The sequence below is a fragment of the Sphingomonas metalli genome (genome assembly GCF_014641735.1).
Classification (GTDB): domain Bacteria; phylum Pseudomonadota; class Alphaproteobacteria; order Sphingomonadales; family Sphingomonadaceae; genus Sphingomonas; species Sphingomonas metalli.
Map to the genome: position 1 here is coordinate 16,634 of NZ_BMIH01000004.1, position 23,992 is coordinate 40,625.

Genomic DNA, 23,992 nt, shown 5'->3' on the forward strand with positions numbered 1-23,992 from the left:
CTACTACGCGGCCGCGACGGTTTCGGTTTCTTCCTTCCCAAAGTCCAGGCACTGTTCATGCACGACATGCTAAGCGGCAATGGCGCGATCCCCGGGATCAGGTCAGTCGCCAATGACGGCGAGGTCGGCAATAGCCGGGCGCTAATAAATATTCGAATCCATAGAATGAGGCCCACCGCTGAATATCATGGACACGTGGCAGCTGTACGCTCTTGAACATACCGATATCATTAAGAAAGTGGTGTTCGGGATGGTGCACCCGGATAAGAGCGATTCATTTGCCTATTTATACGCAGCATCCGCCGCGAGCCGGCGAACAAGCTGACAGATGCACTCAAACAAAAGCCTCGAATGCATGCCGCCACCAATCCTCGCACGCTCCTGATAGCATCCTATCACACTCGTCCGTCTCCTATTGCTCCGAACCAGTTCGGGGTCCGCCTCCGCAGCGGCCGAGGTGCTTGGCCCAGTGATTGCCACGATATAGGGCATTTTCCCCTGACGCTGTTCGGGTTTGCGGTCGCGAGGGGCGATGTTCAAAAAAGCATCCAAACGGCTACTGACGAGCCGCCCGATGGCTGTCTTGCCGCTGCTTTGTACAGCCCTGACGACCTACATTCGTTGGGTCTGGGTTTGATCGCCGTGGAGCTTGTCAACCCAGCGGTAACGAAAGGCATCGGGCAAGGCGCGACTTGACTTTTCGGATTGTTGGCCGCAAACTACACCTTGTGGTGCGACTGTTCAGCCTTTTCCTGATCGCTTTAGCGGCGTTGGGCCTTTCGGGCCAATCGACGGCGATGGCCATGGCGCCATTGAGCATTACAGCTCCGCCCATGGCCGCCGTGACGGAGATGAACTGTTCGGAAATGCCTGAGGCGGGATCGCATGAAAAAGCGCCTTGCAAGGGCATGACGCCTCAGTGCATCGCACAGATGGGCTGCATGCCTCCTGCGGCGCTCGAGCCCGATTTGATTACTACGGGCAAACCCCGCCTGTATCGACCGCTTCATGCGCCGACTTCGGCTGCCCGGCTTTACGGTCGCTCCTATGGGCCGTTGCCGGAACCACCCAGCATCCTGATCTGACGCCCGAAATCCGTCTTTCGTGCCCGGTCCGAGGCCCGAAGACGCCTCGCTCAGATCAAGGATACGAATCATGTTTTCTCGTCACGTAGTTGGCGCGCTTGTCGCCATTGTCGCCGCTAGCGTTACCTCGACCGCCGCAAATGCGCAGGCTGCCCCCGGGCATTTCGAATGGCGTTCGACCCTACAGCCTGGACCCCGTGCGCCGCTGACGGCACCCCGGCGCGTTTGGGTTGAATCGGCGAACGCTCCCTCGACCGTCAGCCAGCCGGGAGCGAGACCGCTCGATTCGGCTAGCCCGTGCCCTCCCCCACCCAGGTCGTGAGCGCGCGCGGATTGTAGCACCGTACCGGCGGGACTTGTCCCGCCGGTATCAAGGCTCCTGCTTCCGCGAACCGGTCAAGCCGATCGCACGTCCGCACGACCTCACGTCGTTGCATCGCCGCATCTACAGCGAGCGCGGGGCGCGCCAGCGGCTCAAGAACAGGAATACCTGAATGCGACTACGCGTCATGAGAATCGGGAGACTCCACGCCGCCACAGGCGCCATGTTAGTCCTCGTTGCACAACCGGCGACGGCACAGCCTTTGACGCTCCAGCAAGCTCTTGAAAAGGCAAGGGCGAGCGAACCCGGGCTGGCGGGTCGCAATGCGCAGCTTCGCGCTGCGCGATCTGCCGCGGACGCGGCCGATGCTCTGCCCGATCCCAAGCTCGATCTCGCGCTGCAGAACGTGCCGGTCACGCGCGACGAGGCCTTCTCGCTCACGCGCGACTTCATGACGATGCGCTCGGTCGGGGTCACCCAGGATATCCCCAATCTCGCTAAGCGCCATGCGCGGCTTGGCAGAGCCCAGGCGGACATCGCCGCCGCACAGACGGCCGCGGCGGTGACGGCCAAGGACGTCCGGACGATGACGGCGCTGGCCTGGGTCGATCTCTATTTCGCGGAGCGACGCCTTGCCATCCTGGACCTGCTTGACCGGAGCATCGACGACATAGCGGGAACGGTCGCGGCGCGGGTGACCTCCGGCAGCGCCAGGCCCTCGCAGGGTCTCGAACCCAAGCAGCTCAAAGCCAATGTGGCCGATCGCCGCGACGAGCTCGCCGTCGAGATCGCAAGGGCGAAAGCCGAGCTTGGCCGGTGGACCGGGGACCCGGATCCAAGTGCGACCGGCGCCCCGCCCGAGTGGACCATCGATCCCGATCGTCTTGTGGCGCAGATCGACGGCCTGCCCGAGCTGCAAGCGCTGGACGCCGCGACGGCCCAGGCCGACGCCGACGTCCGCCTCGCACGCGCCGAAAAGCGGCCCGACTTTTCGGTGAGCTTGAGCTACGGCAATCGCGAGCCGAGCTTCTCCGATATGGTGTCGGTCGGGGTGTCGATCGGGCTGCCGCTCTTCGCCAAGCACCGACAAGACCCCATCATTGCTGCGCGCGCCGAGCAGGCCAACGCTGCGCGGCTCGCGCGAGCTGGCGCCGAGCGGGAGCTGCGCGCCAAGCTGCTGGGCGATCTCGCGGAGCATCGTGCCCACCATGAACGATACAAGCGCGCCAAGGACGTGCTCGTGCCGCTCGCAGTGGAACGCGCCAAGCTAGACCAGGCAAGCTACGCCGCCGGCCGGGTCGATCTCGGCACCGCACTGGGGATGACCGTCGCGGTCGCCGACGCCGAGATCGACGAGCTCGACCGCGAAGCCATGGTCGTGCGCGACGGCATCCGGATCAACCTGACCTACGGGAACACACCGCAATGACCCCGAACAAGAAGCGCCGCGCCGTCATCGGCGCCGGCATCGCCGCCGCCGTGCTCGCCGCGGGCGCTGGCGGGTATCTCGCGACACGTCCCGCTGACGAAGCGTCCGCCTCGGCGACGGGCGAGCGCAAGATCCTCTACTGGTATGATCCGATGGTCCCGGCCGAGCACCACGACGGCCCCGGTCTGTCGTCGATGGGGATGAAGCTCATCCCCAAATATGCCGACGAGGGCGGCGCTGTTGCGCCCGGCGTGTCGATCGACCCCGGCGCCGTTCAGAATCTCGGCGCCCGGATCGTCGAGGCGAAACTCGGCAGCCTGCCGGGTGGCCTCGTCGCCACCGGCACCGTCGACTACAACGAACGGAACATCGCCATCGTGCAGGCGCGCGCCGGCGGCTTCGTCCAACGCGTCTACGGTCTGGCCCCCAATGACATCGTGCGCGCCGGCGCGCCGATCGCTGACGTGCTCGTTCCCGAATGGGGCGGCGCCCAGCAGGAACTGCTGGCGCTCCAGCGCAGCGGCAACCCCGAACTGGCGCGGGCCGCACGCGAGCGGCTCGTCCTTCTCGGCATGGACCCGGGCGCGGTCGCGGCGGTAAGCCGGAGCGGACGGGTGCGCAACGTCACGACCATCCGGACCCCCGTCGGGGGTGCGGTGAAGACGTTGAACGTGCGACAGGGCATGACGTTGGCGGCGGGACAGACGCTCGCCGAAGTCAACGGGCTCGGCACCGTCTGGGTGAACGCCGCCGTTCCTGAGACGATGGCCGGTCAAATAAAGCTCGGCACAGCGGCCGAGGTGACCCTGACCGCCTTTCCGGGAGAAACGCTGACCGGCAAGGTCACCGCGATCCTGCCGCAGGCGGACGTCGCGAGCCGCACGCTGACGGCCCGTATCGAAATCCCGAACCGGGGCGGCAGGCTGCGGCCCGGCATGTTCGCCAACGTCTCCTTCAACGCACAGCAGCAATCCGCGCTGCTCGTGCCGAGCGAAGCGGTCATCCGCACCGGCACCCGGACGCTTGTCATGCTGGCGCTTCCGAACGGTCGTTACCGTCCCGCCGAAGTGCGCGCCGGCCGCAGCGCCGGCGGTCAGACCGAGATTCTCGCCGGCCTCGCCGACGGCGAGAAGGTCGTTGAATCGGGCCAGTTCCTGATCGACTCCGAGGCCAACCTCGCCGGCGTCGAAGCGAGACCGATCGATCAAGCCAGCGCGATGACCCCGGACAAATCGGACGGGCGGCAAGGCAGATACCGGACCACCGGAACGATCCAAACGATCACGGCCGGAAGCGTAACGCTTCAGCACCAGGCGGTGCCGGCGCTGAAATGGCCGGCGATGACCATGACCTTCCGCGTCTCCTATCCCGCCATGCTGCGGGGGTTCAAGAAAGGCGACGAAGTCACCTTCTCCTTCGATCAGGAGGCGCAAGGTCCGGTGCTGCGCACGATTACGCGGAGTTCCGAACGATGATCGCGCGGATCATTCGCTGGTCAGTCGCCAACCGCTTCCTCGTACTGATCGGGGCCGCGCTGCTCGTCATCGCCGGGGTGTTCGCGATGCGGGCCACCCCGGTCGATGCGCTGCCTGACTTATCCGACGTGCAGGTGATCGTCCGCACCACCTATCCGGGCCAGGCACCGCAGATCGTCGAGGACCAGGTCACCTATCCGATCGCGACGACCATGTTGTCCGTGCCGGGCGCACGCACCGTGCGCGGCTATTCCTTCTTCGGCGACAGCTATGTCTACATCCTGTTCGAGGACGGCACCGATCTCTACTGGGCGCGCTCGCGCGTGCTCGAATATCTCAACCAGGCGCAGGCGAGCTTGCCCGACGGTGCGAAGAGCGCCCTAGGACCCGACGCGACCGGCGTCGGCTGGATCTACGAATATGCGCTCGTCGATCGAACGGGGCGGCACGATCTTGCCGAACTGCGCTCGCTCCAGGACTGGTTCCTCCGCTTCGAGCTGAAGACCGTTCCCGGCGTCGCCGAGGTCGCCAGCATCGGCGGCATGGTCAAGCAGTATCAGGTCCAGCTCGACCCCGTCAGGCTTGCGGGCTTCGGCATAACCTACCAGCAGGCGGTCGAGGCGATCCGGCGCGCCAACCAGGAGGCGGGTGGATCGGTCGTCGAAATGGCGGGCGCGGAATACATGGTTCGCGCGAGCGGCTACCTCGGCTCGCTCGACGATTTCCGCGCCATCCCGCTCAGAACGGCCGCCGGCGGCGTGCCGGTGACATTGGGCGACGTCGCCACCATCCAGCTCGGGCCGGAGATCCGGCGCGGCGTTGCCGAACTCAACGGCCAGGGAGAGGTCGCGGGCGGCGTCATCGTCCTGCGCTCCGGCAAGAACGCGCAAGCGACAATCGAGGCGGTCAAGGCGAAATTGCGCAACTTGAGGGCAAGCCTGCCGCCGGGCGTCGAGATCGTGCCGACCTACGATCGGTCGCAATTGATCGATCGTGCCGTCGAGAATGTCAGCGGCAAGCTGGTCGAGGAGTTCATCGTCGTGGCGCTCGTGTGCGGCCTCTTCCTCTGGCACGTGCGCTCAGCGCTGGTGGCGATCCTCACATTGCCGCTGGGCGTGTTCGCCGCGCTCATCGTGATGCGCGCGCAGGGGCTGAACGCCAACATCATGTCGCTCGGCGGAATCGCGATCGCGATCGGCGCGATGGTCGACGCCGCGATCGTGATGATCGAGAACGCGCACAAGCGCATCGAGCAGTGGGAGCATGGCCATGAAGGCGAGCGCCTGACTGGCCGCGAGCGGTGGAACGTCATCACCCAAGCCGCGGTGGAGGTCGGGCCTTCGCTGTTCCTGAGCCTCCTCATCATCGCGCTGTCGTTCATGCCTGTCTTCACGCTCGAGGCGCAGGAGGGACGGCTGTTCGCGCCGCTTGCGTTCACCAAGACCTATGCGATGGCGGCGGCGGCAATTCTCTCGATCACCTTGGTGCCGGTGCTGATGGGTTGGCTCATTCGGGGCCGCATCCCCGCCGAGCAGGACAACTTCATCAACCGTGCGCTGACCCGAGCCTACCGGCCGGCGCTCGATTGGGTGCTATCGCGGCCCAAGGCCACATTGGGGATCGCGCTGCTGGTGTTGCTGAGCGCCGCATGGCCGATAAGCCAGTTGGGCAGCGAGTTCATCCCGGCGATGGACGAGGGCGACCTCCTGTACATGCCGTCGGCCCTGCCCGGGCTCTCGGTCGACGAAGCATCGAAGCTGCTGCAACGCACCGACCGGCTAATCAAGACCGTGCCGGAGGTCGCGACCGTGTTCGGCAAAGCCGGTCGCGCCGAGTCCGCGACGGACCCCGCCCCGATCGAGATGTTCGAGACCACGATCCAGTTCAAGCCTCGCGATCAGTGGCGCAAGGGCATGACGCCGAATAAACTAACCGCGGAACTCGACCGCATTGTTCGCGTGCCGGGGCTGACCAACGTCTGGGTGCCGCCCATCCGCAACCGGCTCGACATGTTGGCGACCGGGATCAAGAGCCCGATCGGCGTGAAAGTCTCGGGCTCGGACCTGAAGGCGCTCGACCAGGTTGCTCGGCAGATCGAGACGGTGGCAAAGTCCGTAACTGGCGTCTCTTCCTCCTTCGCGGAGAGGCTCACCGGCGGTCGCTACATCAATGTCGAGATCGATCGGGCCGCCGCGGCCCGCTACGGGCTCAACATCGCCGATGTGCAGTCGATGGTTTCGGGCGCGATCGGCGGCGAGACGATCGGAACCACCGTCGAGGGACTGGCGCGCTATCCGATCAACGTCCGCTACCCACGCGGTATCAGAAGCAGCGTCGAGGACCTGCAAGCGCTGCCGGTCCTCACGCCGTCGGGCCAGCAGATCACGCTCGGCTCGGTGGCCAGGCTGGCGATCGCCGACGGCCCGCCAATGCTGAAATCCGAGAATGGCCGGCTTTCAACCTGGGTCTATATCGACGTGCGCGGGCGCGCGGTCGGTTCGGTCGTCGACGATCTCCGCAAGGCGGTCGCCGCCCAGGTGAAGGCGCCACCCGGCGTGTCGATCGCCTATGCCGGGCAGTTCGAGTATATGCAGCGTGCAGCTGAGCGGCTGAAGATCGTCGTTCCGGCAACGCTCATCATCATTTTCGCGCTGCTCTACGCGATTTTCCGGCGTCTTGACGAAGCGACGCTGATCATGGGAACGCTGCCCTTCGCGCTGACAGGCGGCGTCTGGCTGCTCTACCTGCTCGGATTCAATCAGTCGATCGCGACGGCGGTCGGGTTCATCGCGCTCGCCGGCGTGTCGGCTGAGTTCGGCGTGGTGATGCTGATATATCTCCGCGGCGCGCTCGCTGAACATGAGGCGCCAACCGGCGAGCAGGTTTTGGCCGCCATTCGCGAAGGCGCACTGTTGAGGGTGCGGCCCAAGGCCATGACGGTGGCCGTGATCATCGTCGGGCTCGTGCCGATCCTGATCGGTCATGGCGCAGGCTCGGAGGTGATGAGCCGGATCGCGGCACCGATGGTGGGCGGCATGATCTCCGCGCCCCTGTTGTCGATGTTCGTCCTGCCCGCTTCATACCTGCTGCTGCGCCGGAGAAAGCGTGTGTTCGACGTGCAAAGGAGCGATGTTGGCGAGGGATCGATCTCTCCGGCGCGTATACAAATAGAGCCAGCCAACGGCATCGGGGACGGCCATGCATAATTTCGATGACGCCGATGAGATCGGGGTGATCCTTGTAACGGGCGCGAGCGGCTTTATCGGCGCCGCGGTGGTCGAGCGGTTGAGCGAACGCTTCCAGGTGGTGGGCTTGGATCGTGCGGGCCCGCCGGAACCACCTCCGTCGGCGACCGCCGTCGATATCGATCTTGCCTCCGACGACGGTGTGGACGCAGCACTCGCGGCGGTCCGCGAGCAGTTCGGCAACCGGATCGCCTCGGTCGTTCACCTCGCGGCCTATTACGATGTGACAGGCGAACCCAATCCCCTCTACGATAAGGTCACCGTCGAGGGCACACGCCGGCTGATCGATGGGTTGCAGAGTTTCGAGGTCGGGCAATTCATCTTCGCGAGCACGATGCTCGTCCACCGGGCGACCGACAGACCTGACGAACGCATCGATGAAAACTCGCCGATCGAGCCAAGCTGGCCCTATCCCGCGTCCAAGGTGCGAACCGAAGGAATGCTGCGCGAGCGGCACGGAGACATACCGGTCGTCTTCCTGAGGATCGCCGGTGTTTATGAGGACGAAGGGCACCAACCCTTCCTCGCCCAGCAGATCGCCAGAATCTATGAGCACCGGCTTACCGCCCACCTTTACCCCGGCATGTTGTGCGCAGGGCAGTCTTTCGTCCATATCGACGATTTGACGGATGCCGTCGAACGGCTGGTTGACCGCAGAAGGGCGCTGCCGCCGGAGCTGCCGCTCCTGATCGGCGAGCCGGAAGCTCTGGGTTACGCCGAGGTGCAGAACATCATCGGTCGTGCGCTGCACGGAGAGCGCTGGGAGACGCTCCGCATCCCGCAGCCGATCGCCAGGGCAGGCGCTTGGATGCAGGACAAGCTCCTTGGCGACGACGGCGGCATTAAGCCGTGGATGGTCGAAGCGAGCAACGATCACTACGTTTTGAACATCAGCCGCGCGCAACAGCTTCTCGACTGGGCGCCCGCGCACCGGCTCCGCACGGCACTTCCGAAGATGGTGGCGGCGCTCAAACGAGACCCTGAAGCCTGGTATGCGGCGAACAAGCTCAACCCTTCGCTGGTGGCTTGGTATGGCCAGCGGCCGGAACCTGAGGCTCGAAGCGATGCACAAGAACGCGGCGGGCACGACGCCGATGGCGAGAACCGGCCTCGGAGCGAGGCAGACAGCCATGATCGTCACAATCACGACATGCCGGCGATGCGCGACACGGGCTCGATGGGCGACGGTCATATGGCTTCAATGGAAGCGGATCGCCGCAAGACGCGATGGGCTCACTACGCGAACATCGGGCTGGGCGCTTGGCTTGCGGCGAGCCCGCTCATTTACGACGCCGTAACGAGCGAGGCGGTGGCAGCCTCGGTACGAGCGGTGACGGTCGACCGCGGCCTGGCGCCGATCGATTGGAGGGTTGGTGTGCTCACGGCGAGCGACATCGTAAGCGGTACGCTGTTGGCGCTGTTCGGTGCGCTGTCGCTCTCGAAGCGAACTGCATGGTTCGGGCAGTGGGCGGCGTGCCTTGTCGGCATCTGGCTGCTGTTCGCACCGCTACTTTTCTGGAGCCCGAGCGCGGCGCAGTACCAGAACGACCTGCTTGTCGGCACCCTCGCCATCGCTTTCTCCGTCCTCGTGCCGATGATGCCGGGGATGAGCATGGCCGGTATGATGGACCCCAAGTCGGTCCCGCCGGGATGGACCTATGGCCCCTCAACCGATGCGCAACGGCTTCCGATCGCGATCCTCGGCCTTATCGGATTGTTAATCTCGCGTATGCTGACCGCGTACCAGCTCGGCCATATCGACAGCGTTTGGGAACCCTTCTTCCAAGGTTCGCTCACCGACCCTCGCAACGGCACCGAAGAGATCATCACCTCGAGCGTCTCGAAGGCATGGCCGATCCCAGACGCCGGTCTAGGAGCGGTCAGCTATACGTTGGAGATCCTGATGGCGGTGATGGGCACACGCGATCGCTGGCGGACAATGCCCTGGATGGTCGCGTTCTTCGGCATTCTGGTCATTCCCCTTGGGGTCGTATCCATCTATTTCATTATCATCCAGCCGATCGTCATCGGCACGTGGAGCACGCCGGCACTGATCGCCGGCCTTGCCATGCTGGTGATGATCCCCTTTGCGCTCGATGAAGTCATCGCAATGGGACAGTTCCTGGTCTGGGCGCGCTGCCAGGGCAAGCCACTCCTCGCGACGTTTCTACACGGCGATGCCGTCGAGAAGGGTGGAGTTGACGATTCCGACGCCCTCGCCAGCCCTGCCGCTTTCTGGAAAGATACCACGCGCGGCATCACGCTGCCGTGGCAATTGGCGGCGAGCATGGCTCTGGGCGCGTCGTTGATGCTGACCCGCCTCACCTTCCAGACGAGCGGAGCGCTGGCCAACAGCGATCACGTTGCCGGCGCGCTGGTCATCACGATATCGATCATCGCAACGGCCGAGGTTGCGCGCGGACTTCGGGTCCTCAACATCGTGGCGGGCCTTTGGATTGCCGCCGCCCCGATTGTCCTGACCGCTCCCAGCCACGCCGCGACGCTGAACGGCATCGCCGTAGGTGCCGCACTGATTGCGTTGAACCTGAGACGCGGCAAGCGCAGCAGCGATCAGTACGCCAGCTGGAACCGGTATATCGTTTGAGGCGAGGACTATCGGCTTATGCCGCGGGATGCGGGCTCGCTACGGGCCGCGCGTATCCAGTTTGAGCAACTGCGCATGGAGGCGGAGGTGAACGATACAGATAGCGAGTATTTTCAGCGTCGAGCCGAGGAGGAAGTCGAGCGAGCTATGGACGCGACAGTCCCTGAGGTTGTGGCGGCACATTACGCGCTTTCCGAGCTGTACCTTCAACGAGTGAATGGCGCCTCCGCGCCGGCTCGCGGTGCGGAAGCCGTAGCCAGCCGCCCGTCGTCAGGCGAAGAGGAGTTGGACCTGGAGGAAGGATCGAAGACCATACACAGCCAGGTTTAACGTCGCATGGATCTCCGACGATCCTACCGATGCAGACATGCGATGATGGCGGTCACGACGGCGGTGGTCTCCGCAACGTCGCGCACCCTCACCGTATCAAGGCCGATTTCAGCGGCGGGATAGTCATTCCCACCGGGGAAGATCGCATCGCCAATGAACAGCATCCCGTCGAACGGGATACCGCTCTCTGCACTGAGGCGCTTCAGGCCATAGCCTTTGTCCACCCCCGCCCTGGTCACGTCGATCGAGGTCGTGCCCCCGAGATTGATCGAGAGGTCCGGCAGCGTCGCGCGCAACATGGCCTGCAACGCGGTCCTCTTCTTTCGGTCAGGATCCCACGCTTCCTTTTCCTTTAGCGGCGCTGCCTGCCCCAGCCCCGAAAACGTGATCTGGCTGCCCCGGTCCTCGATCCGTTCGCCCCAGATACCTTCGTCGGCCAGGCCGGCATCGGCCAGGGCCTGATCGAAGGCCGCGCGGATCGTCGCCTTCTCCGCGTCGTCGAACAGCTCGGCATAGACCGCGCGCCAAGCGCCATTGATGAACCGATAGAGTTTCGTGCCTGTGGTCGGCATCAACCAGAGACGGTCAAGCGCGGCGCCGACAGGAAGACGCGAGGCGACCTGCTTTTCGAATTGCGGCCAGTCCCCGCCCGAGATCACCGCCCCGTCCGTGACAGCGAGCAAGCGGGCGAGGATCGCCGCCATATCCTCCGACAACGGCCGCTTGCTCTCCGCAAGGGCATGTCTTCTACGTTGGCCTCGAGAAGAACCGCCCCGTCGCGGAGTTTAAGGCGCAGGCGCTTTACCTCACGGTCCTGGGCGAGGCGATGAAGCGCCTCAACCAATATGCCGATCAGAACGACGCCGATATGGTCATCGTCATGGACGAGCATCAGGATCGCGACGCCATCCTGACTCGCGCGAGCCAAGCCATGTATGGTGGCCCCTCCCCCCGGCGTCGCATCATCGAGCCGCCCTTCCAAGTCGAGAGCGAACGCTACCAGACATGCCAGTGCGCCGACTGGCTATGTGGTCTGGTCGGCCGCGTCGGCGCCTATCAGGCGCGCCCCGACGAATGGGCTGACATGGCTTGGTCGCAGACCTACTTTCAGGACCGGCTCGACGCGGCATCGGTGCGAAGCTCGATCCGCCTGCAAACGGCCGCTACCGAGGTCGAAACGGTGGAAGCCCTACCCGCCGTCGTCGATACAGGTCTCGCACAGCCTGCACCGGGCAACGACGACACGCCGGCCTGACTCCGGCGGGTCAATCCGCCGGCATATCACTCGGCCGGGTCGGACGCATCGTTCCAGCGATGAAGAGGGGTGTGCCACGTGGCACAGCTACGCCAGCAAGGAACTGGTTCCCGAGCTGGGGCCGCGTTCGTCAGCTCGACGATCCAGCCACCCGTGTACGTGGGATCTATACGCCGCTTCGCAAAGCCATTCCCGTAAGGAGGACAAATGCCCGCAGGCCCTGGAACATCTTCCTCAGCGCGTGAACTCGTCACCAAGGCGTTTGACTCCGCCTTCGTGATCGCCACCATATTAGCGGCCATCTATTTTGCCGGGTGGACCTACAGACAGGCCTATTTCGGCCGTTTTGCCATCGATCCGACCAATCTTGGCGGTTCGAACATTGCAGTTGCGGTGGAGGGCCTCGGTGCCATTATCACCACAACCGGCGCGTGGCTTACAGCGATCCTGCCGCTGCTGATCGTGACGGCGCTTACTTTGATTGCCGGCAAGCTCTTCGACCGCGCCAGGGCTGCATCGCATAGGCCGCCGTTTTTTGATCCTCTGACATTGTTTATGGCTCGGGTGGGGTGCGGGACCATTGTCATCCTCATTCTGGTCGCCGCTGGCCATGTTGCAGGTACGATCCGAGCGAAAGACCGCATAGGTAACATCACCCGAGGGGAGGTGTGGATTTACCATCTCGAAGGAAAGCAGGTGTCAGGTATCACGCTGGGGCAATCCAACGACATGACATGGGTTCTCACCAAAGAGGGTGTGCGGCCCCTCAAAACGGCAGAGATCCAGCTTATAGATGGCGCTCTATTCAACAGGGTTGCTACAGAACGCTAACGTCTAGGATCAGCGTGAAGCCGGGTGCGACCCTGCAAGCACCGCTCCTTTCGCTCTCTGCGCCGACCAAGCCGCCGTACCGCCGTCTCGGCCCTATTGGGTGACGATCCTCGCGTGAAAGGTGTGCCACGTGGCACACCTGATCGAAGCGCCTAGGGCGCGGCGTAAGCCCGTTCGCGCCGCTGCCCTCCCCCGGAGGCCATCCAGCGCCGGGGAACACCAAGGGCGGCTGCCCTTTCGTTCCCGAACGACAATCGACCGCCCGTGTAATCCGCCAAGCGTGGCACTCGACGCCCTGCAGGGCGTCGGCCACGCTAGGGCGGCTCGCCCGCGCCAGCGGTAGATTCTCGCCCTCCCTCCCCATCCCGTTCCTCGCCGGAAAGGCAGAGCCGGTTGCTGTTGCGACCGGCTTTCAGCCTCAGAGGAAAGGAAGACAATCATGGGACGGATCACCGACAACCGGGCCGACATCTATCAGGAAATCACCGATCAGATGATCGCCATGATCGAGGCGGGCACCCGGCCTTGGTCGAAATCGTGGAACGGCAGCACCGCACCCACCATCCCGCTGCGCTCGACGGGGGTTCCCTATCGCGGCATCAACGTCCTGACCCTTTGGGTTGCCGCCATGACGAAGGGCTATGCTTCCCCGCATTGGCTGACCTTCAAGCAGGCGCTCGCGCTCGGCGGCTGCGTCCGCAAGGGCGAGAAGGGCTCAACCGTCGTCTATGCCAACAAGATCGAGGTGAACGCCGACAGCAAGGCACAGGAGGGCGCAGAGCGAGGCGAGGATGGCAAGCGTCAGGTGGCGTTCCTCAAGCGCTACACCGTCTTCAATGCCGAGCAGATCGACGGCATCGAGGCGAAATATCCTGCCCCCTTGCCCGTCATCACCGCGACCAATCCCGACCAGCGCGACGCCGAACTGGACACGCTCTTTGCCCGCGTGCCCGTCACCCTCAAGCACTTCGGTTCCCAGCCCTATTATCAGCCGAGCGGCGATCATGTCGTCATGCCGCAGTTTGCCGACTTCCACACCAGCGACGACTATTATTCGACCCTAGCGCACGAGCTTTGCCATGCGACGGGGCACGTTGACCGCCTTGCCCGCCCCTCCCTCATTTCCACGAAGCGCGAGGACTATGCTCGCGAGGAACTGGTCGCCGAGCTTGGGGCCGCGTTCGTCAGCGCCACCATCGGCATCAAGCTCCACGATCGCGAGGACCACGCCGCCTATCTGGCGAACTGGCTTCAAGCGCTCCGCAACGACAAGAAGTGCATCTTCACCGCCGCACGGCTCGCGCAGGACGCGTCCGACTGGCTGTTGAGCCGCATGGCGGTCGAGACAGCGCCCGAACTGGAGGCGGCGGCGTGACCGCCGCCGACGATCCCGGCCCCGACGGGGGCCGGGGCGTGGCGGCGCGCATGGTCTTTGACCCGAGCGTCGCCACGGTGAGCGAGGAGGAGTTTAACGAGCTGGTCGCGATCATGCGCGATGGCCCAAATGCGAAGCCGCTGACCCCCGAAGCGCAATGGCGGCGCGACTATCACAAGGCGATGTTCCACCGCCGCCTTGTCGGCGTACAACCCGACCTGTTCGGCGGGAAGCCGGTAACGCATATGTACAAGGCCGCCCCCGGGCCAGTCAGCGACTGGAAACCGGAACCGGTCGAGGAGAAGCTGTCCCGGATCGCGCGCGATCCCCAAGCGACGTTCGGCATCGGCCGACCGGCTCTTTCGCCGGAGGAACTGGCCGTCGTCATCGACGGCGCAGCCAATTGGCTGCGGATCGCGCAGCGGGTCCGGATTGCGGGCGCTTTCGCATCCTATGACGGGCGCGCGGAACGCCGCATCGGTCGGAAAGGCGTGATCTGGCGCTTGTGCAGCCCGGTGTTTGCAGGCCACACCTATGTTTATCTCGATCCGACCGGCGCCGAGCGGGTAGAGAAGATCGTGATGGTGGAGCTGCGCGACGTCGAGCCGATCGATGATGCGCTGTTGGTCCCCGTCCCCTTCCACGCTTGAAGGAGCAGAAGCGAATAGTCATGAGCCCACCCCAACGCCGCCCCGCAATCCGGGCTGTCAGCTTCGAGGACGTTGGCGAGGCCATTGCCCGCCTGATCGTCGTCGCCGGGTCCGATACCGGCCAAGCCTCGCGTGCGGCCGACTTCCTGTTGGCATGGTGGGACGGCAGTGCATGGGGCCATTTTCCGGTCCTTCACCTCTGCAATTGCGATCCCGGCATCTCGGAAGACATGCTCATCGTCATGGCGCATCTGGCGGCCGAGCCGTCCGTCTATCCCGATGCCTGGGGCTACCGCGACGCGATGGCGGCGCTGGTCGAGCAGTGGCGGCCCGCATGACCCCGCTGCGCACCGCCATCGACATCATGACGGGCTTGCCCATCGATCGCGATACACGCCGCGCGCGGCTACTCGCCGCGCGCCGCAAGCCGGTCGGAAGCATCCCCCGGCGCGGCATCCTGTCCGGCCATTGGGATCGTGGCAATGTCGTCGGCGCGTTCCGGGGAGGACGCGGCAGCTTTATCGCGGACTAGCTGCGAAATCGCGCGCCGCTTCCCCGCCAAGCGAGCAAGCGGCGCGCTGGTTTGAGGTCAGGCGGTGAGGTGCTGGTAGAGGATCGTGCCGCCGATGAGGATGAGCGTCAGCCCGCCCAGCATCTCTGCATAGCGGCCGATATACCGTCCCGCGTGCTTGCCGAGCATGACGCCGATCGTGGCGACGACCGTGGTGATCCCGCCAATGATGAGGCACGCGGTCAGGATATTGACCTGCATGACCGCGAGACTGACACCCACCGCCGTTGCATCGATGCTGGTGGCGAGCGCGGTAACGACCAGTCGCCACACGCCGGTCTGAGCGCGCTGACCCGCGTCCACGTCGCTTTTCGTCGCTGCATGGATCATATGCCCGCCGACGCCGAAAAGCAGGAAGAAGGCTATCCAATGATCGACTGCCGCGATCCAAGTGCTCAGCGCCAGGCCGATCGCCCAGCCAATCGCCGGCGTGATCGCCTCGAAGAAGCCGAACACGGCGCCGACACGTAAGGCATCGCGCCAACGATTGCGCTGATTGGTCGCACCCTTCCCCACCGCCGCAGCGAAGGCGTCGACCGACAAGCTGGCGCCAAGAGCGCCGAGCGTTAGCAAACCCGTCATTGATATACGTCCAAGGGCCGTCAACCGAACGACGCAATCCACCTCCGGCCACGAGAGAGGTAGCGCATCGTTGGTCTCGCCGGGCAGATCAAAATCTGCTGCCATCGCCACGAACCGGAAGGTTCAAGGATGTTGACGATGGCCCCGCAACAGCGGGTAGCTACTCCCCAAGAGTGAGACGCCCGTATCCCCTGGGGGGCATATGTACAAGCCGAATCCGATCAACCCTGTCCGATTAGGCGATCACCAGTATTTGGATATCGCCCGGAACTGCTCCACCGCCACCTTTGTCCCCTCGCCCTCTTCGGCGTGAACCAAGCAGTGATCGATATGATCGTTGATGAGCGCGCGCTTGGCGCTGGCGATCGCGTTCTCCACCGCCTGAAGCTGCTGCGCGATATCGACGCACGGCCGTTGCTCTTCGATCATCCCGACGATGCTTTTCAGGTGCCCGGTCGCACGGTTGAGCCGCTTGATGATCGCGGGATGATTGGAATGATCGTAATGGGCCATGTCACCCTATAAGACAAACGGACGAACTTTGTCGAGCAACCCCCCGGGGGGATAGACTCTATCCCCATGGGGGGATATGGACCTGCCCGAACTTCACGTCCGATCGGTCGCGACCGCCGGGCTTGCCGGGACGCACCATGACCTCTTTCGCCGAACTCGTTCAACAGGGCAGCTCCAATCTCTGGCTGTTCATCCCGACCGCGCTGCTGCTCGGTGCGCTGCACGGGCTGGAGCCCGGCCATTCCAAGACCATGATGGCTGCGTTTATTATCGCAGTGCGTGGCACTGTTGGCCAAGCCGTCCTGCTCGGCCTGTGCGCGGCGCTTTCGCACACCGCGATCGTGTGGGGCATCGCGCTTGGCGGGCAATATCTCGGGCGCGGCATCAACACCGAAACGACCGAGCCTTACCTCCTGCTCGGCTCGGCCGTCATCGTTCTTGGCATCGGTCTATGGATGATTTGGCGCACGCGTGCCGATCAGAAGGCCGAAGCCGCGCACGATCACCACCACCATCACGGCGAGGACGAGATCCGCACGATCGACACCGGCCACGGCATGATGCGTCTGGAGATTTTCGAGGATGGCGTGCCGCCGCGCTGGCGGGCGAGCTTTGCCAAGGGTGGCTGGAAAGCGGCGGATGTTATCCTCACAACGGATCGCGGCGAAGGCCGTTCGCAGACATTCCGCTTCGTCGATCGGGGCGATTACATCGAAAGCGTCGAGGAGATCCCGGAACCGCACGCCTTCAACGCGCGCGTCTCGCTGGGCCACGGCGGCCACAGCCATGACTACGACCTCACATTCGCCGAACACGGGCACGATCACGGCCACGGGCATGATGGACTGAAGGTCACGGGCGACGATGCCTACATGAACGCGCATGAGCGCGCCCACGCCGCCGATATCAGCCGCCGGTTCGCCGATCGTCAGGTAACGACCGGCCAGATCGCGCTGTTCGGCCTGACGGGCGGGCTGATCCCCTGCCCCGCAGCCGTCACCGTCCTCCTGCTCTGCCTCCAGCTCAAGCGTCTCGCGCTCGGTGTCGTGCTGGTGAGCGCGTTCAGCGTCGGCCTTGCCGTGACGATGGTCAGCGCCGGCGTCATCGCATCGCTCAGCGTCACGCACATCCGCAAGCGCTGGTCAGGGTTCGGCGACTTCGCGCGCAAGGCGCCTTATGCGTCGGCGGGCCTGATGCTCGTGATCGCGGGCTACATGGCCTATTCCGGCTTGCAAGGCCTCAGTCGGATCGGCGCGATCTGATGCGATCGCCTTGCGTCGATCTATGTGGTTTCGATGCCCGCACCGGATGGTGCCGGGGGTGTGGCCGCACGCGCGACGAGGTCCGGCGTTGGCGTAACCTGCGACCTGGTGATGCACGCCGCGTCATGAGCGACCTGCCACACCGCTTGGCAAAGCTGACCGACCGTTCCGCAAAGGGGGGCACGTCCTGATGTCGTGTCTCGCCGCCAAGGCGCTGGTATAATGTCGAGCAGGCTGAAATAGCGTGAACGCTCGAATTGACCGGCAAGTGATTTCCTTGCCCCGTTTTTTGCGTCGGCTTACGCTGCAAATGATGGCGGTGCAGCGTTCCTCTGTTGCGATCCTAGGAGTCGTGTTGGCGCTGGCCGCTGTCCTCGGGCTTGTCGCAGTATCGGGATGGCATAGCGCCATGGTTCACGATCACGGCCCGGTTCAAGTCGCCATGGTCGATACCCATTCTGATGACGATCACGACCATGCGGTTATGATCGATCATGACGATCAGGCTCCGGCAAAGCAGGCCGACGGCGACGGGCCAGCTCACCTTCTTGCCCACGCCGCAGGCCACTGGGTTGCTTTCGATGGCGCGAGGGCTGCGCCGGTTGCGGCCATCGTCGCCGCTCGCGTGTGGTCGATATTAACTCCATCGCTCCCCAGCGGGATCGACCCATCTAAGCTTCTGCGTCCGCCTCGCGGTTGAGTTTCGCCGACGCCGCGCGCGTCGACTGACTACCCTAGAGGATCATGCACTATGAACGGCAGTTTTCGCCGGTCGCGCACCGTTGCGCTGACCGGCGCCTTTGCGGCGCTATCGCCCGTAGGTGCGGCGTGGTCGCAGACCGCACCCCCCTTTGCACAGCTTCTAAATCAGACGCGTGATGTGCCGCGCGTCCTGGCGCTAGAAGCAGACGTCGCCCGAGCACGCGGCTTGGCATTACAAGCGCGCGCCCGACCGAACCCCTCGATCAATGTCTATGCAGAGAATTTCGTGGGCGACCACGATCGCAATGCGCGCAATCAACAACAGACGACTTTCCAGGTCGATCAGCCTGTCGAACTGGGCGGCAAGCGATCCGCTCGGATCGCCGCCGGTGAAGCCGGGATCGTTGCGGCAAAGGCGCGCGATCGTGACGGCCGTCTCGTCTTTGCGACTGAGCTGGCGCGCGCTTATGCTGGTGCCGAAATCGCCGATCGTCGCATCACCATCGCCGAAGAAGAGGTTAAACAGGCGACCGATGTCTTGAGGGTTGCCCGCGCTTTGGTCGGCGCCGGCAAGGAAGCCCGTCTCCGGCAAGTGCAGGCCGAAACCGAACTGAACACGCTTCAGGCCGACCTCGAAAACGCGCGCGCTTTCAAGACGGTCGCGCTGGCACGTCTTTCGGCGCTCGCCGGTATGACCACCCCCTTCACCGGTCTTTCGGAGTCACTCCTCGATCGGCTCGATGCCAAGCCGGCTTTCGGTCCCATTGACGCGATGCAGGCGACGACGGTGCGGGTCGCGGAAGCCGAACAAGACGCCGCTGCGCGGGCGGTGACGGTGCAACAGCGCCTCGCCATTCCGAACGTCACTGCGCAGCTTGGAGTGCGTCAACTCCGCGTCGCGAGCGGCCCTGCCCTAGTCGCCGGCATATCGGTCCCGCTCCCCTTCTTCGATCGCAACCAGGGCAACATCGCGGCGGCACGCGCTGAGCTGCAAGGAGCAGAAGCGCGCGCCGCCGCGGCCCGGCTCGAAGCCGAGGCCGGGACACGCGCCGGTCTAGCGCTGGTCGAGGCAGCCGACGCTCGTGCCGCTGCCGCGCAGCGGACTTTGACAACCGCCGAAGAAGGCTACCGCCTCGCCCGCATCGCTTACGAGGCAGGTAAAAGCCCGCTGATCGAACTGCTCGCCGCACGTCAAAATCTCGGAGTCGCCCGCGGCCTCATCCTCGATGCCGCCGCAGCGCGCCTCGACGCCCGCGCCAATCTCGCCCGTCTGCAGGGCCTCACCATCACCGGAGAAGCGGTGCAATGACCGATAAAACTCGCCTCTACACCGGCGCCGCCATTGGCCTGGTCGCTGCCGCCGCGCTTGGATTCGGCGCTGCGCGCCTCACCCAATCGCCCGCCCCTGCCCCTGCTCCTACGGAGGCCGCAGCGCCAGCCAAGCCGTCGAACACGGTCGCGATGACGCAGCAGGCACTTTCGGCATCGCAGATCACTGTAGCCCCGGCGGCCTCCGGCGAGCTGGACGCCGCGATCCTTGCCTCCGCTACGGTCGAGGCGACGCCCGACGCCGAGGCGGTGCTGACCGCGCGCGCACCGGGCACGGTCAGCCGTATCATGGTCCGCATCGGCGATCCCGTGCGAGCCGGCCAGACGCTCGCTCTGGTCGAGAGCCGCGATGCTTCGCAGATCGCAGCCGATCGCTCGGCCGCGTCCGCGCGCGTCACTCTCGCCGCTCGCCAGCTCGAACGCGAACGCGGTTTGCTTGCCCAGGGCGTCACCCCCCGCGCTGACTATGAAGCCGCACAAGCCAATCTGGCGGTCGCCCAGGCCGATGCCCGGCGCGCTAGCGCCGCCGCAGGCGCTGCCCGCGTATCAGGTGACGGCCGATCGGTTGCGGTCGTCAGCCCCGTCTCGGGGCGCGTCACCAATGCTGGTGCCAATCTCGGCCAGTTCGTCGCGGCTGAAACCGAGCTGTTCCGCGTCGCCGACCCGCGCCGGCTTCAGATCACGGCTAGCGTTCCCCCCGCCGATGCAGGCCGGGTCCGAGAAGGTGACAGGGTGGAGTTGACCACCACCGATGGCCGCAAGATCGACGGCCGCGTACGTTCGTCGACCGGCGTCGTCGATCCGCAATCGCGGACCGCGACCGTCGTCATCACGCCGACCTCTGGCGGCAGCACACTCGCCCCGGGCCAGCTTGTGCAGGCTCGTATCCTCGCCAGCGGCGGGGCCGCCAAGAGTGGCGTGATGGTGCCGCAAGACGCGGTGCAGACGCTTGGCAGCGATACCGTAGTGTTCGTCCGCACCGGCCAAGGCTTCCGCGCACAGCCGGTTCAGGTCGGCAGCCGATCAGGCGGGATGGTGGCGATCACCGGCGGCCTCGCCGCCGGCACGCAGATCGCCACCACCAACGCTTTTCTCCTCAAAGCGGAGATCGAGAAGGAGTCGGCGGAATGATCGGCCGCATCCTCTCCCTTTCGGTCCGGATGCGATGGCTTGTCGCCGTCCTGACCCTCGTCGTCATTGGCTTTGGTTTATGGCAGATCACCAAGCTGCCGATTGACGCTGTGCCCGACGTCACCAACCGACAGGTCCAGATCAGCACATTCGCCCCGACGCTTGGGCCGGTCGACATCGAAAAGCAGGTGACGTTCCCGGTGGAAACGGCGCTGGCCGGAATCCCAGGGCTTGAGATGACCCGCTCCATCTCGCGCAACGGCTTCAGCCAGGTAACGGCGGTCTTCACCGACCGCACCGACATTTACTTCGCGCGCCAGCAGGTGACGGAACGGCTCGCACAATCGCGCGACAGCCTGCCTTCCAACGCGCAGCCGATCCTAGCACCGCTCAGCACCGGGCTCGGCGAGATTTTCTTCTATTCGGTCGCCTTCCGTCACCCCGACGGCAAGGGCTTGAAGACGGTCGATGGGAAGCCGGGCTGGCAGTCGGACGGCAGCTATCTCACGCCCGAGGGCGAACGCCTGACCACCGAGCTGGCGAAGGCGGCATATCTCCGCACGGTGCAGGATTGGATCATCCGCCCACAGATGCGCGCCGTGCGCGGCGTCGCCGGGGTTGATTCCAACGGCGGCTATGTGAAGCAATATCTGATCGAGCCAAACCTGAACGCGCTCGTTAGCTATGGGCTGTCGGTGACGGAGTTGGCGGACGCGATGGAGCGGGCCAATCTCTCTGCCGGCTCCAATTACGTCCGCCGTGCCGGCGAGAGCTTCCTTGTCCGCGCCGATGCTCGCCTCAAATCGATCGATGACATTCAGGAAGCCGTCGTGGCAACCCGGAACGGCGTTCCCATCCGCGTCAAGGACGTGGGCCAGGTCGTGATCGGCGGTGCGGTCCGCACCGGATCCGGCAGTCGCATGGGATCGGAAGCGGTCATCTCGACCGTGCTGATGCTGGTGGGCGACAACAGCCGCATCGTCGCGACCGATGCCGCCGAGAAGCTGACGCAGATCAACAAGGCGCTGCCGCCCGACGTGTTCGCCGAGCCGGTCTACAACCGGTCCAAGCTGGTCAACGCGACGATCGCGACGGTCGAAAAGAACCTCACAGAAGGCGCGCTGCTCGTCATCGTCGTGCTGTTCCTGCTGCTCGGCAACATCCGCGCCGCGCTCATCACCGCTGCGGTCATCCCGATCACTATGCTGATGACGGCCGCCGGCATGAACGGGCTGGGCGTATCGGGCAACCTGATGAGCCTTGGAGCGCTCGACTTCGGGCTGATCGTCGACGGCGCCGTCATCATCGTCGAGAATGCGCTTCGCCGCCTCGCCGAGCGCCAGGAGCATGAAGGCCGGCTTCTCACCCGCGACGAGCGGATGGAGGAAACGACACTCGCGGCCAAGGAGATGGTGCGGCCGACCGTTTATGGTCAGCTCATCATCTTCCTCGTCTTCGTGCCGCTGCTCACCTTCCAGGGCGTTGAGGGCAAGACGTTCGCGCCGATGGCGATCACGTTGATGGTGGCGCTCGCCTCCGCTTTCGTCCTGTCGCTGACCTTCGTTCCCGCGATGATCGCGATCGTCGTCAAGGGCCGGGTCAGCGAGACGGAAGTGAAGCCGATCCGCTGGTTCAAGGAACGCTACGCCCCCGTGCTGGGCAGGGCCGTAGCTCGGCCGATGCCCTTCATTCTGGGCGGTGTCGGCGTGTTCGTCGCGGCAGTGCTGAGCTTTGGCTTGCTCGGCGAGGAGTTCATGCCGCAGCTCGACGAGAAGGACATAACCGTCACCAACTTCCGCGTGCCATCGGCGTCGATCGATCAGTCGACACAGATGCAGCTTCAGATCGAGAATGCATTGAAGACGCTGCCGGAGGTGGCGCTGGTCTTCTCTAAGAACGGCAACGCCGATCTCGGCACCGATCCGATGCCGCCCAATGCGTCGGATACCTATGTGATTCCAAAGCCAGAGGACGAGTGGCCGGCGGAGGTTAAGAGCAAGGAGGACATCCTTCGCCGCATCGAGGAGCGGATGAAACCGCTGATCGGCAACCGAACAGAGATTCAGCAACCGATCCAGATGCGCTTCAACGAGCTGATCGCCGGCGTTCGCGCCGACGTCGCGATCAAACTCTACGGCGATGACCTCGACGCGATGAGCGAACAGGCGCGGCGCATCGCTTCCGTCATGCGCACCATCCCGGGCGCTGGTGACGTGAGTGCCGAACAGACGTCCGGCGCGCCGACCTTCGACGTGCAGATCGATCGGCAAGCGGCGGGCCGTTATGGCCTGTCGGTTGAGGAGGTGGCGAACACGGTCTCGGCTGCGCTTGGCGGGCGCGAGGCCGGGTTGTTGTTCGAGGGAGACCGGCGGTTCGACGTCGTGGTCCGCCTCCCCGATGCGCAACGGGATGACCTTGAGACACTGGGGTCGATCCCGGTGATGCTGCCCACTGCCGAGGGTCAGGTGGCGCGCTCGATCCCGCTCAGCCAGGTCGCCCGGTTCAACTACACGCAGGGGTTGAACCAGGTTAGTCGCGAGAATGGCAAGCGGATGGTGGTCGTGCAGATCAACGTCCGCGGGCGCGATCTTGGCGGGTTCGTCGACGAAGCACAGGCGAGGATCGGCCAGATGCAGCTTCCCGCCGGCATGTATACTGAGTGGGGCGGCACCTTCGAGAGCCTGCAATCGGCTCGGTTGCGCCTGCTGATCGTCGTGCCGATCTGCTTTATCGCGATCTATGCCCTGCTCTACATGGCGCTCGGCAGCTTCGTGTCGGCGGCGATCGTGTTCTCGGCGGTGCCGATGGCGCTCGCAGGGGGCGTGTTTGCGCTGCTGCTGCGCGGTATCCCCTTCTCGATCACCGCAGCGGTCGGGTTCATAGCCCTATCGGGCGTTGCCGTCCTCAACGGCCTCGTGATGATGAGTGCGATCGGAAAGTATCGCGAAGACGGTGCGGCCGACGACGATGCGATCGTGGGCGGCGCAATGGAGCGCGTCCGTCCGGTGCTGATGACCGCGCTGGTCGCGTCTCTTGGCTTCGTGCCGATGGCGCTTGCGACCGGCACAGGAGCAGAAGTGCAACGCCCACTCGCAACGGTCGTCATCGGGGGGCTTATAACATCGACAATCCTGACCCTTCTTGTCCTGCCAGCCATCACAGCGTTGTCCATGCGATTGAGAGGCTCAAAGGCACAAGGTTCGACTGTCGGCACCACAAAGGCCCAGATTTGAGTCTACATGCGCACGTTCTGGTATCGTTGACCGGCATCAAGTTCAGTGTCGGTTCAAGTAGAAGCCC

19 protein-coding genes, 1 pseudogene and 1 riboswitch are annotated in these 23,992 nt (G+C 64.5%); of the genes and pseudogenes, 16 read left to right on the plus strand and 4 right to left on the minus strand.

Annotated features, from left to right (window positions below; genetic code table 11):
• Window positions 1-692 precede the first annotated feature (692 nt).
• The 5 genes from IEX18_RS14365 (at window position 693) to IEX18_RS14385 (ending at window position 10,161) form a co-directional block, all read left to right on the plus strand.
• Window positions 693-1,085, plus strand: coding sequence for a hypothetical protein (locus IEX18_RS14365; RefSeq protein WP_188659491.1), 393 nt, complete (start codon window positions 693-695; stop codon window positions 1,083-1,085).
• A 494-nt stretch (window positions 1,086-1,579) separates the two neighbouring features.
• On the plus strand, window positions 1,580-2,836 hold the full coding sequence (locus IEX18_RS14370) for a TolC family protein (RefSeq protein WP_188659492.1): 1,257 nt from the start codon (window positions 1,580-1,582) through the stop codon (window positions 2,834-2,836).
• Window positions 2,833-4,311 carry an efflux RND transporter periplasmic adaptor subunit gene (locus IEX18_RS14375; RefSeq protein WP_188659493.1) on the plus strand — a complete coding sequence of 493 codons (1,479 nt, stop codon included), beginning with the start codon at window positions 2,833-2,835 and terminating at the stop codon, window positions 4,309-4,311. The genes IEX18_RS14370 and IEX18_RS14375 overlap by 4 nt, the downstream gene beginning before the upstream one ends.
• A complete protein-coding gene (locus IEX18_RS14380; RefSeq protein ID WP_188660025.1) occupies window positions 4,308-7,517 on the plus strand; it encodes an efflux RND transporter permease subunit in 3,210 nt (1,069 codons plus the stop codon). Before IEX18_RS14375 ends, IEX18_RS14380 begins: the two co-directional genes overlap by 4 nt.
• Window positions 7,510-10,161: an NAD-dependent epimerase/dehydratase family protein gene (locus IEX18_RS14385; protein WP_188659494.1), complete on the plus strand. Its 2,652-nt coding sequence runs from the start codon at window positions 7,510-7,512 to the stop codon at window positions 10,159-10,161. Before IEX18_RS14380 ends, IEX18_RS14385 begins: the two co-directional genes overlap by 8 nt.
• A gap of 353 nt (window positions 10,162-10,514) precedes the next feature.
• On the opposite strand, the pseudogene IEX18_RS14390 reads toward IEX18_RS14385, so the two are convergent.
• Window positions 10,515-11,228 (minus strand): annotated as a pseudogene (locus tag IEX18_RS14390) (HAD-IIB family hydrolase); the annotation flags it as partial.
• An 89-nt stretch (window positions 11,229-11,317) separates the two neighbouring features.
• Here IEX18_RS14390 and IEX18_RS14395 point away from each other — a divergent pair.
• The 6 genes from IEX18_RS14395 (at window position 11,318) to IEX18_RS14420 (ending at window position 15,134) form a co-directional block, all read left to right on the plus strand.
• Entirely contained in the window at window positions 11,318-11,746 is a 429-nt protein-coding gene (locus tag IEX18_RS14395; protein ID WP_229664608.1) for a DUF3800 domain-containing protein, read from the plus strand.
• Between the two features lie 207 nt (window positions 11,747-11,953).
• The gene (locus IEX18_RS14400) at window positions 11,954-12,577 is read left to right on the plus strand and encodes a hypothetical protein (protein ID WP_188659496.1); all 624 of its coding nucleotides are present in this window, start codon (window positions 11,954-11,956) and stop codon (window positions 12,575-12,577) included.
• Window positions 12,578-13,016: 439 nt separating this feature from the next.
• Window positions 13,017-13,952, plus strand: coding sequence for an ArdC family protein (locus IEX18_RS14405; RefSeq protein WP_042469543.1), 936 nt, complete (start codon window positions 13,017-13,019; stop codon window positions 13,950-13,952).
• The gene (locus tag IEX18_RS14410) at window positions 13,949-14,602 is read left to right on the plus strand and encodes a hypothetical protein (RefSeq protein ID WP_188659497.1); all 654 of its coding nucleotides are present in this window, start codon (window positions 13,949-13,951) and stop codon (window positions 14,600-14,602) included. The genes IEX18_RS14405 and IEX18_RS14410 overlap by 4 nt, the downstream gene beginning before the upstream one ends.
• 20 nt (window positions 14,603-14,622) lie before the next feature.
• On the plus strand, window positions 14,623-14,940 hold the full coding sequence (locus tag IEX18_RS14415; RefSeq protein ID WP_018251239.1) for a DUF7673 family protein: 318 nt from the start codon (window positions 14,623-14,625) through the stop codon (window positions 14,938-14,940).
• The gene (locus tag IEX18_RS14420) at window positions 14,937-15,134 is read left to right on the plus strand and encodes a hypothetical protein (RefSeq protein ID WP_018251238.1); all 198 of its coding nucleotides are present in this window, start codon (window positions 14,937-14,939) and stop codon (window positions 15,132-15,134) included. The genes IEX18_RS14415 and IEX18_RS14420 overlap by 4 nt, the downstream gene beginning before the upstream one ends.
• A 57-nt stretch (window positions 15,135-15,191) precedes the next feature.
• Here the strand turns inward: IEX18_RS14420 and IEX18_RS14425 are convergent, their stop codons facing one another.
• Together IEX18_RS14425 and IEX18_RS14430 are read right to left on the minus strand one after the other, a co-directional pair.
• Complete coding sequence (locus IEX18_RS14425) at window positions 15,192-15,779, minus strand: manganese efflux pump MntP (RefSeq protein WP_268234951.1); 588 nt, start codon at window positions 15,777-15,779, stop codon at window positions 15,192-15,194.
• Window positions 15,760-15,930, minus strand: a riboswitch (yybP-ykoY riboswitch). (Overlaps the previous gene by 20 nt.)
• Before the next feature lie 68 nt (window positions 15,931-15,998).
• A complete protein-coding gene (locus tag IEX18_RS14430; RefSeq protein WP_007406864.1) occupies window positions 15,999-16,268 on the minus strand; it encodes a metal-sensing transcriptional repressor in 270 nt (89 codons plus the stop codon).
• 137 nt (window positions 16,269-16,405) lie between these two features.
• Between IEX18_RS14430 and IEX18_RS14435 the strand changes: the two genes are divergently transcribed.
• Complete coding sequence (locus IEX18_RS14435) at window positions 16,406-17,530, plus strand: nickel/cobalt efflux transporter (protein ID WP_007406849.1); 1,125 nt, start codon at window positions 16,406-16,408, stop codon at window positions 17,528-17,530.
• Window positions 17,530-17,721 (plus strand): DUF1289 domain-containing protein, encoded by a 192-nt coding sequence (locus IEX18_RS14440; protein ID WP_037569978.1) that lies wholly within the window; start codon window positions 17,530-17,532, stop codon window positions 17,719-17,721. The genes IEX18_RS14435 and IEX18_RS14440 overlap by 1 nt, the downstream gene beginning before the upstream one ends.
• 152 nt (window positions 17,722-17,873) lie before the next feature.
• On the opposite strand, the gene IEX18_RS14445 is transcribed toward IEX18_RS14440, so the two are convergent.
• Window positions 17,874-18,098, minus strand: coding sequence for a hypothetical protein (locus IEX18_RS14445; RefSeq protein ID WP_018251235.1), 225 nt, complete (start codon window positions 18,096-18,098; stop codon window positions 17,874-17,876).
• 183 nt (window positions 18,099-18,281) lie between these two features.
• Here IEX18_RS14445 and IEX18_RS14450 point away from each other — a divergent pair, with 183 nt between their 5' ends.
• The 3 genes from IEX18_RS14450 to IEX18_RS14460 are packed head-to-tail and all read left to right on the plus strand — an operon-like array spanning window position 18,282 to window position 23,925.
• Complete coding sequence (locus IEX18_RS14450) at window positions 18,282-19,541, plus strand: TolC family protein (protein WP_007406848.1); 1,260 nt, start codon at window positions 18,282-18,284, stop codon at window positions 19,539-19,541.
• Window positions 19,538-20,692 (plus strand): efflux RND transporter periplasmic adaptor subunit, encoded by a 1,155-nt coding sequence (locus IEX18_RS14455; RefSeq protein WP_188659498.1) that lies wholly within the window; start codon window positions 19,538-19,540, stop codon window positions 20,690-20,692. The genes IEX18_RS14450 and IEX18_RS14455 overlap by 4 nt, the downstream gene beginning before the upstream one ends.
• The gene (locus IEX18_RS14460) at window positions 20,689-23,925 is read left to right on the plus strand and encodes an efflux RND transporter permease subunit (RefSeq protein ID WP_170172255.1); all 3,237 of its coding nucleotides are present in this window, start codon (window positions 20,689-20,691) and stop codon (window positions 23,923-23,925) included. Before IEX18_RS14455 ends, IEX18_RS14460 begins: the two co-directional genes overlap by 4 nt.
• Window positions 23,926-23,992 lie beyond the last annotated feature (67 nt).

Coding starts and splice junctions, on each gene's coding strand:
- IEX18_RS14370 (WP_188659492.1), top strand. CDS start 1,580: ATGCGACTACGCGTCATGAGAATCGGGAGACTCCACGCCGCCACAGGC.
- IEX18_RS14375 (WP_188659493.1), top strand. CDS start 2,833: ATGACCCCGAACAAGAAGCGCCGCGCCGTCATCGGCGCCGGCATCGCC.
- IEX18_RS14380 (WP_188660025.1), top strand. CDS start 4,308: ATGATCGCGCGGATCATTCGCTGGTCAGTCGCCAACCGCTTCCTCGTA.
- IEX18_RS14385 (WP_188659494.1), top strand. CDS start 7,510: ATGCATAATTTCGATGACGCCGATGAGATCGGGGTGATCCTTGTAACG.
- IEX18_RS14395 (WP_229664608.1), top strand. CDS start 11,318: ATGAAGCGCCTCAACCAATATGCCGATCAGAACGACGCCGATATGGTC.
- IEX18_RS14400 (WP_188659496.1), top strand. CDS start 11,954: ATGCCCGCAGGCCCTGGAACATCTTCCTCAGCGCGTGAACTCGTCACC.
- IEX18_RS14405 (WP_042469543.1), top strand. CDS start 13,017: ATGGGACGGATCACCGACAACCGGGCCGACATCTATCAGGAAATCACC.
- IEX18_RS14415 (WP_018251239.1), top strand. CDS start 14,623: ATGAGCCCACCCCAACGCCGCCCCGCAATCCGGGCTGTCAGCTTCGAG.
- IEX18_RS14420 (WP_018251238.1), top strand. CDS start 14,937: ATGACCCCGCTGCGCACCGCCATCGACATCATGACGGGCTTGCCCATC.
- IEX18_RS14430 (WP_007406864.1), bottom strand. CDS start 16,268: ATGGCCCATTACGATCATTCCAATCATCCCGCGATCATCAAGCGGCTC.
- IEX18_RS14435 (WP_007406849.1), top strand. CDS start 16,406: ATGACCTCTTTCGCCGAACTCGTTCAACAGGGCAGCTCCAATCTCTGG.
- IEX18_RS14440 (WP_037569978.1), top strand. CDS start 17,530: ATGCGATCGCCTTGCGTCGATCTATGTGGTTTCGATGCCCGCACCGGA.
- IEX18_RS14450 (WP_007406848.1), top strand. CDS start 18,282: ATGAACGGCAGTTTTCGCCGGTCGCGCACCGTTGCGCTGACCGGCGCC.
- IEX18_RS14455 (WP_188659498.1), top strand. CDS start 19,538: ATGACCGATAAAACTCGCCTCTACACCGGCGCCGCCATTGGCCTGGTC.
- IEX18_RS14460 (WP_170172255.1), top strand. CDS start 20,689: ATGATCGGCCGCATCCTCTCCCTTTCGGTCCGGATGCGATGGCTTGTC.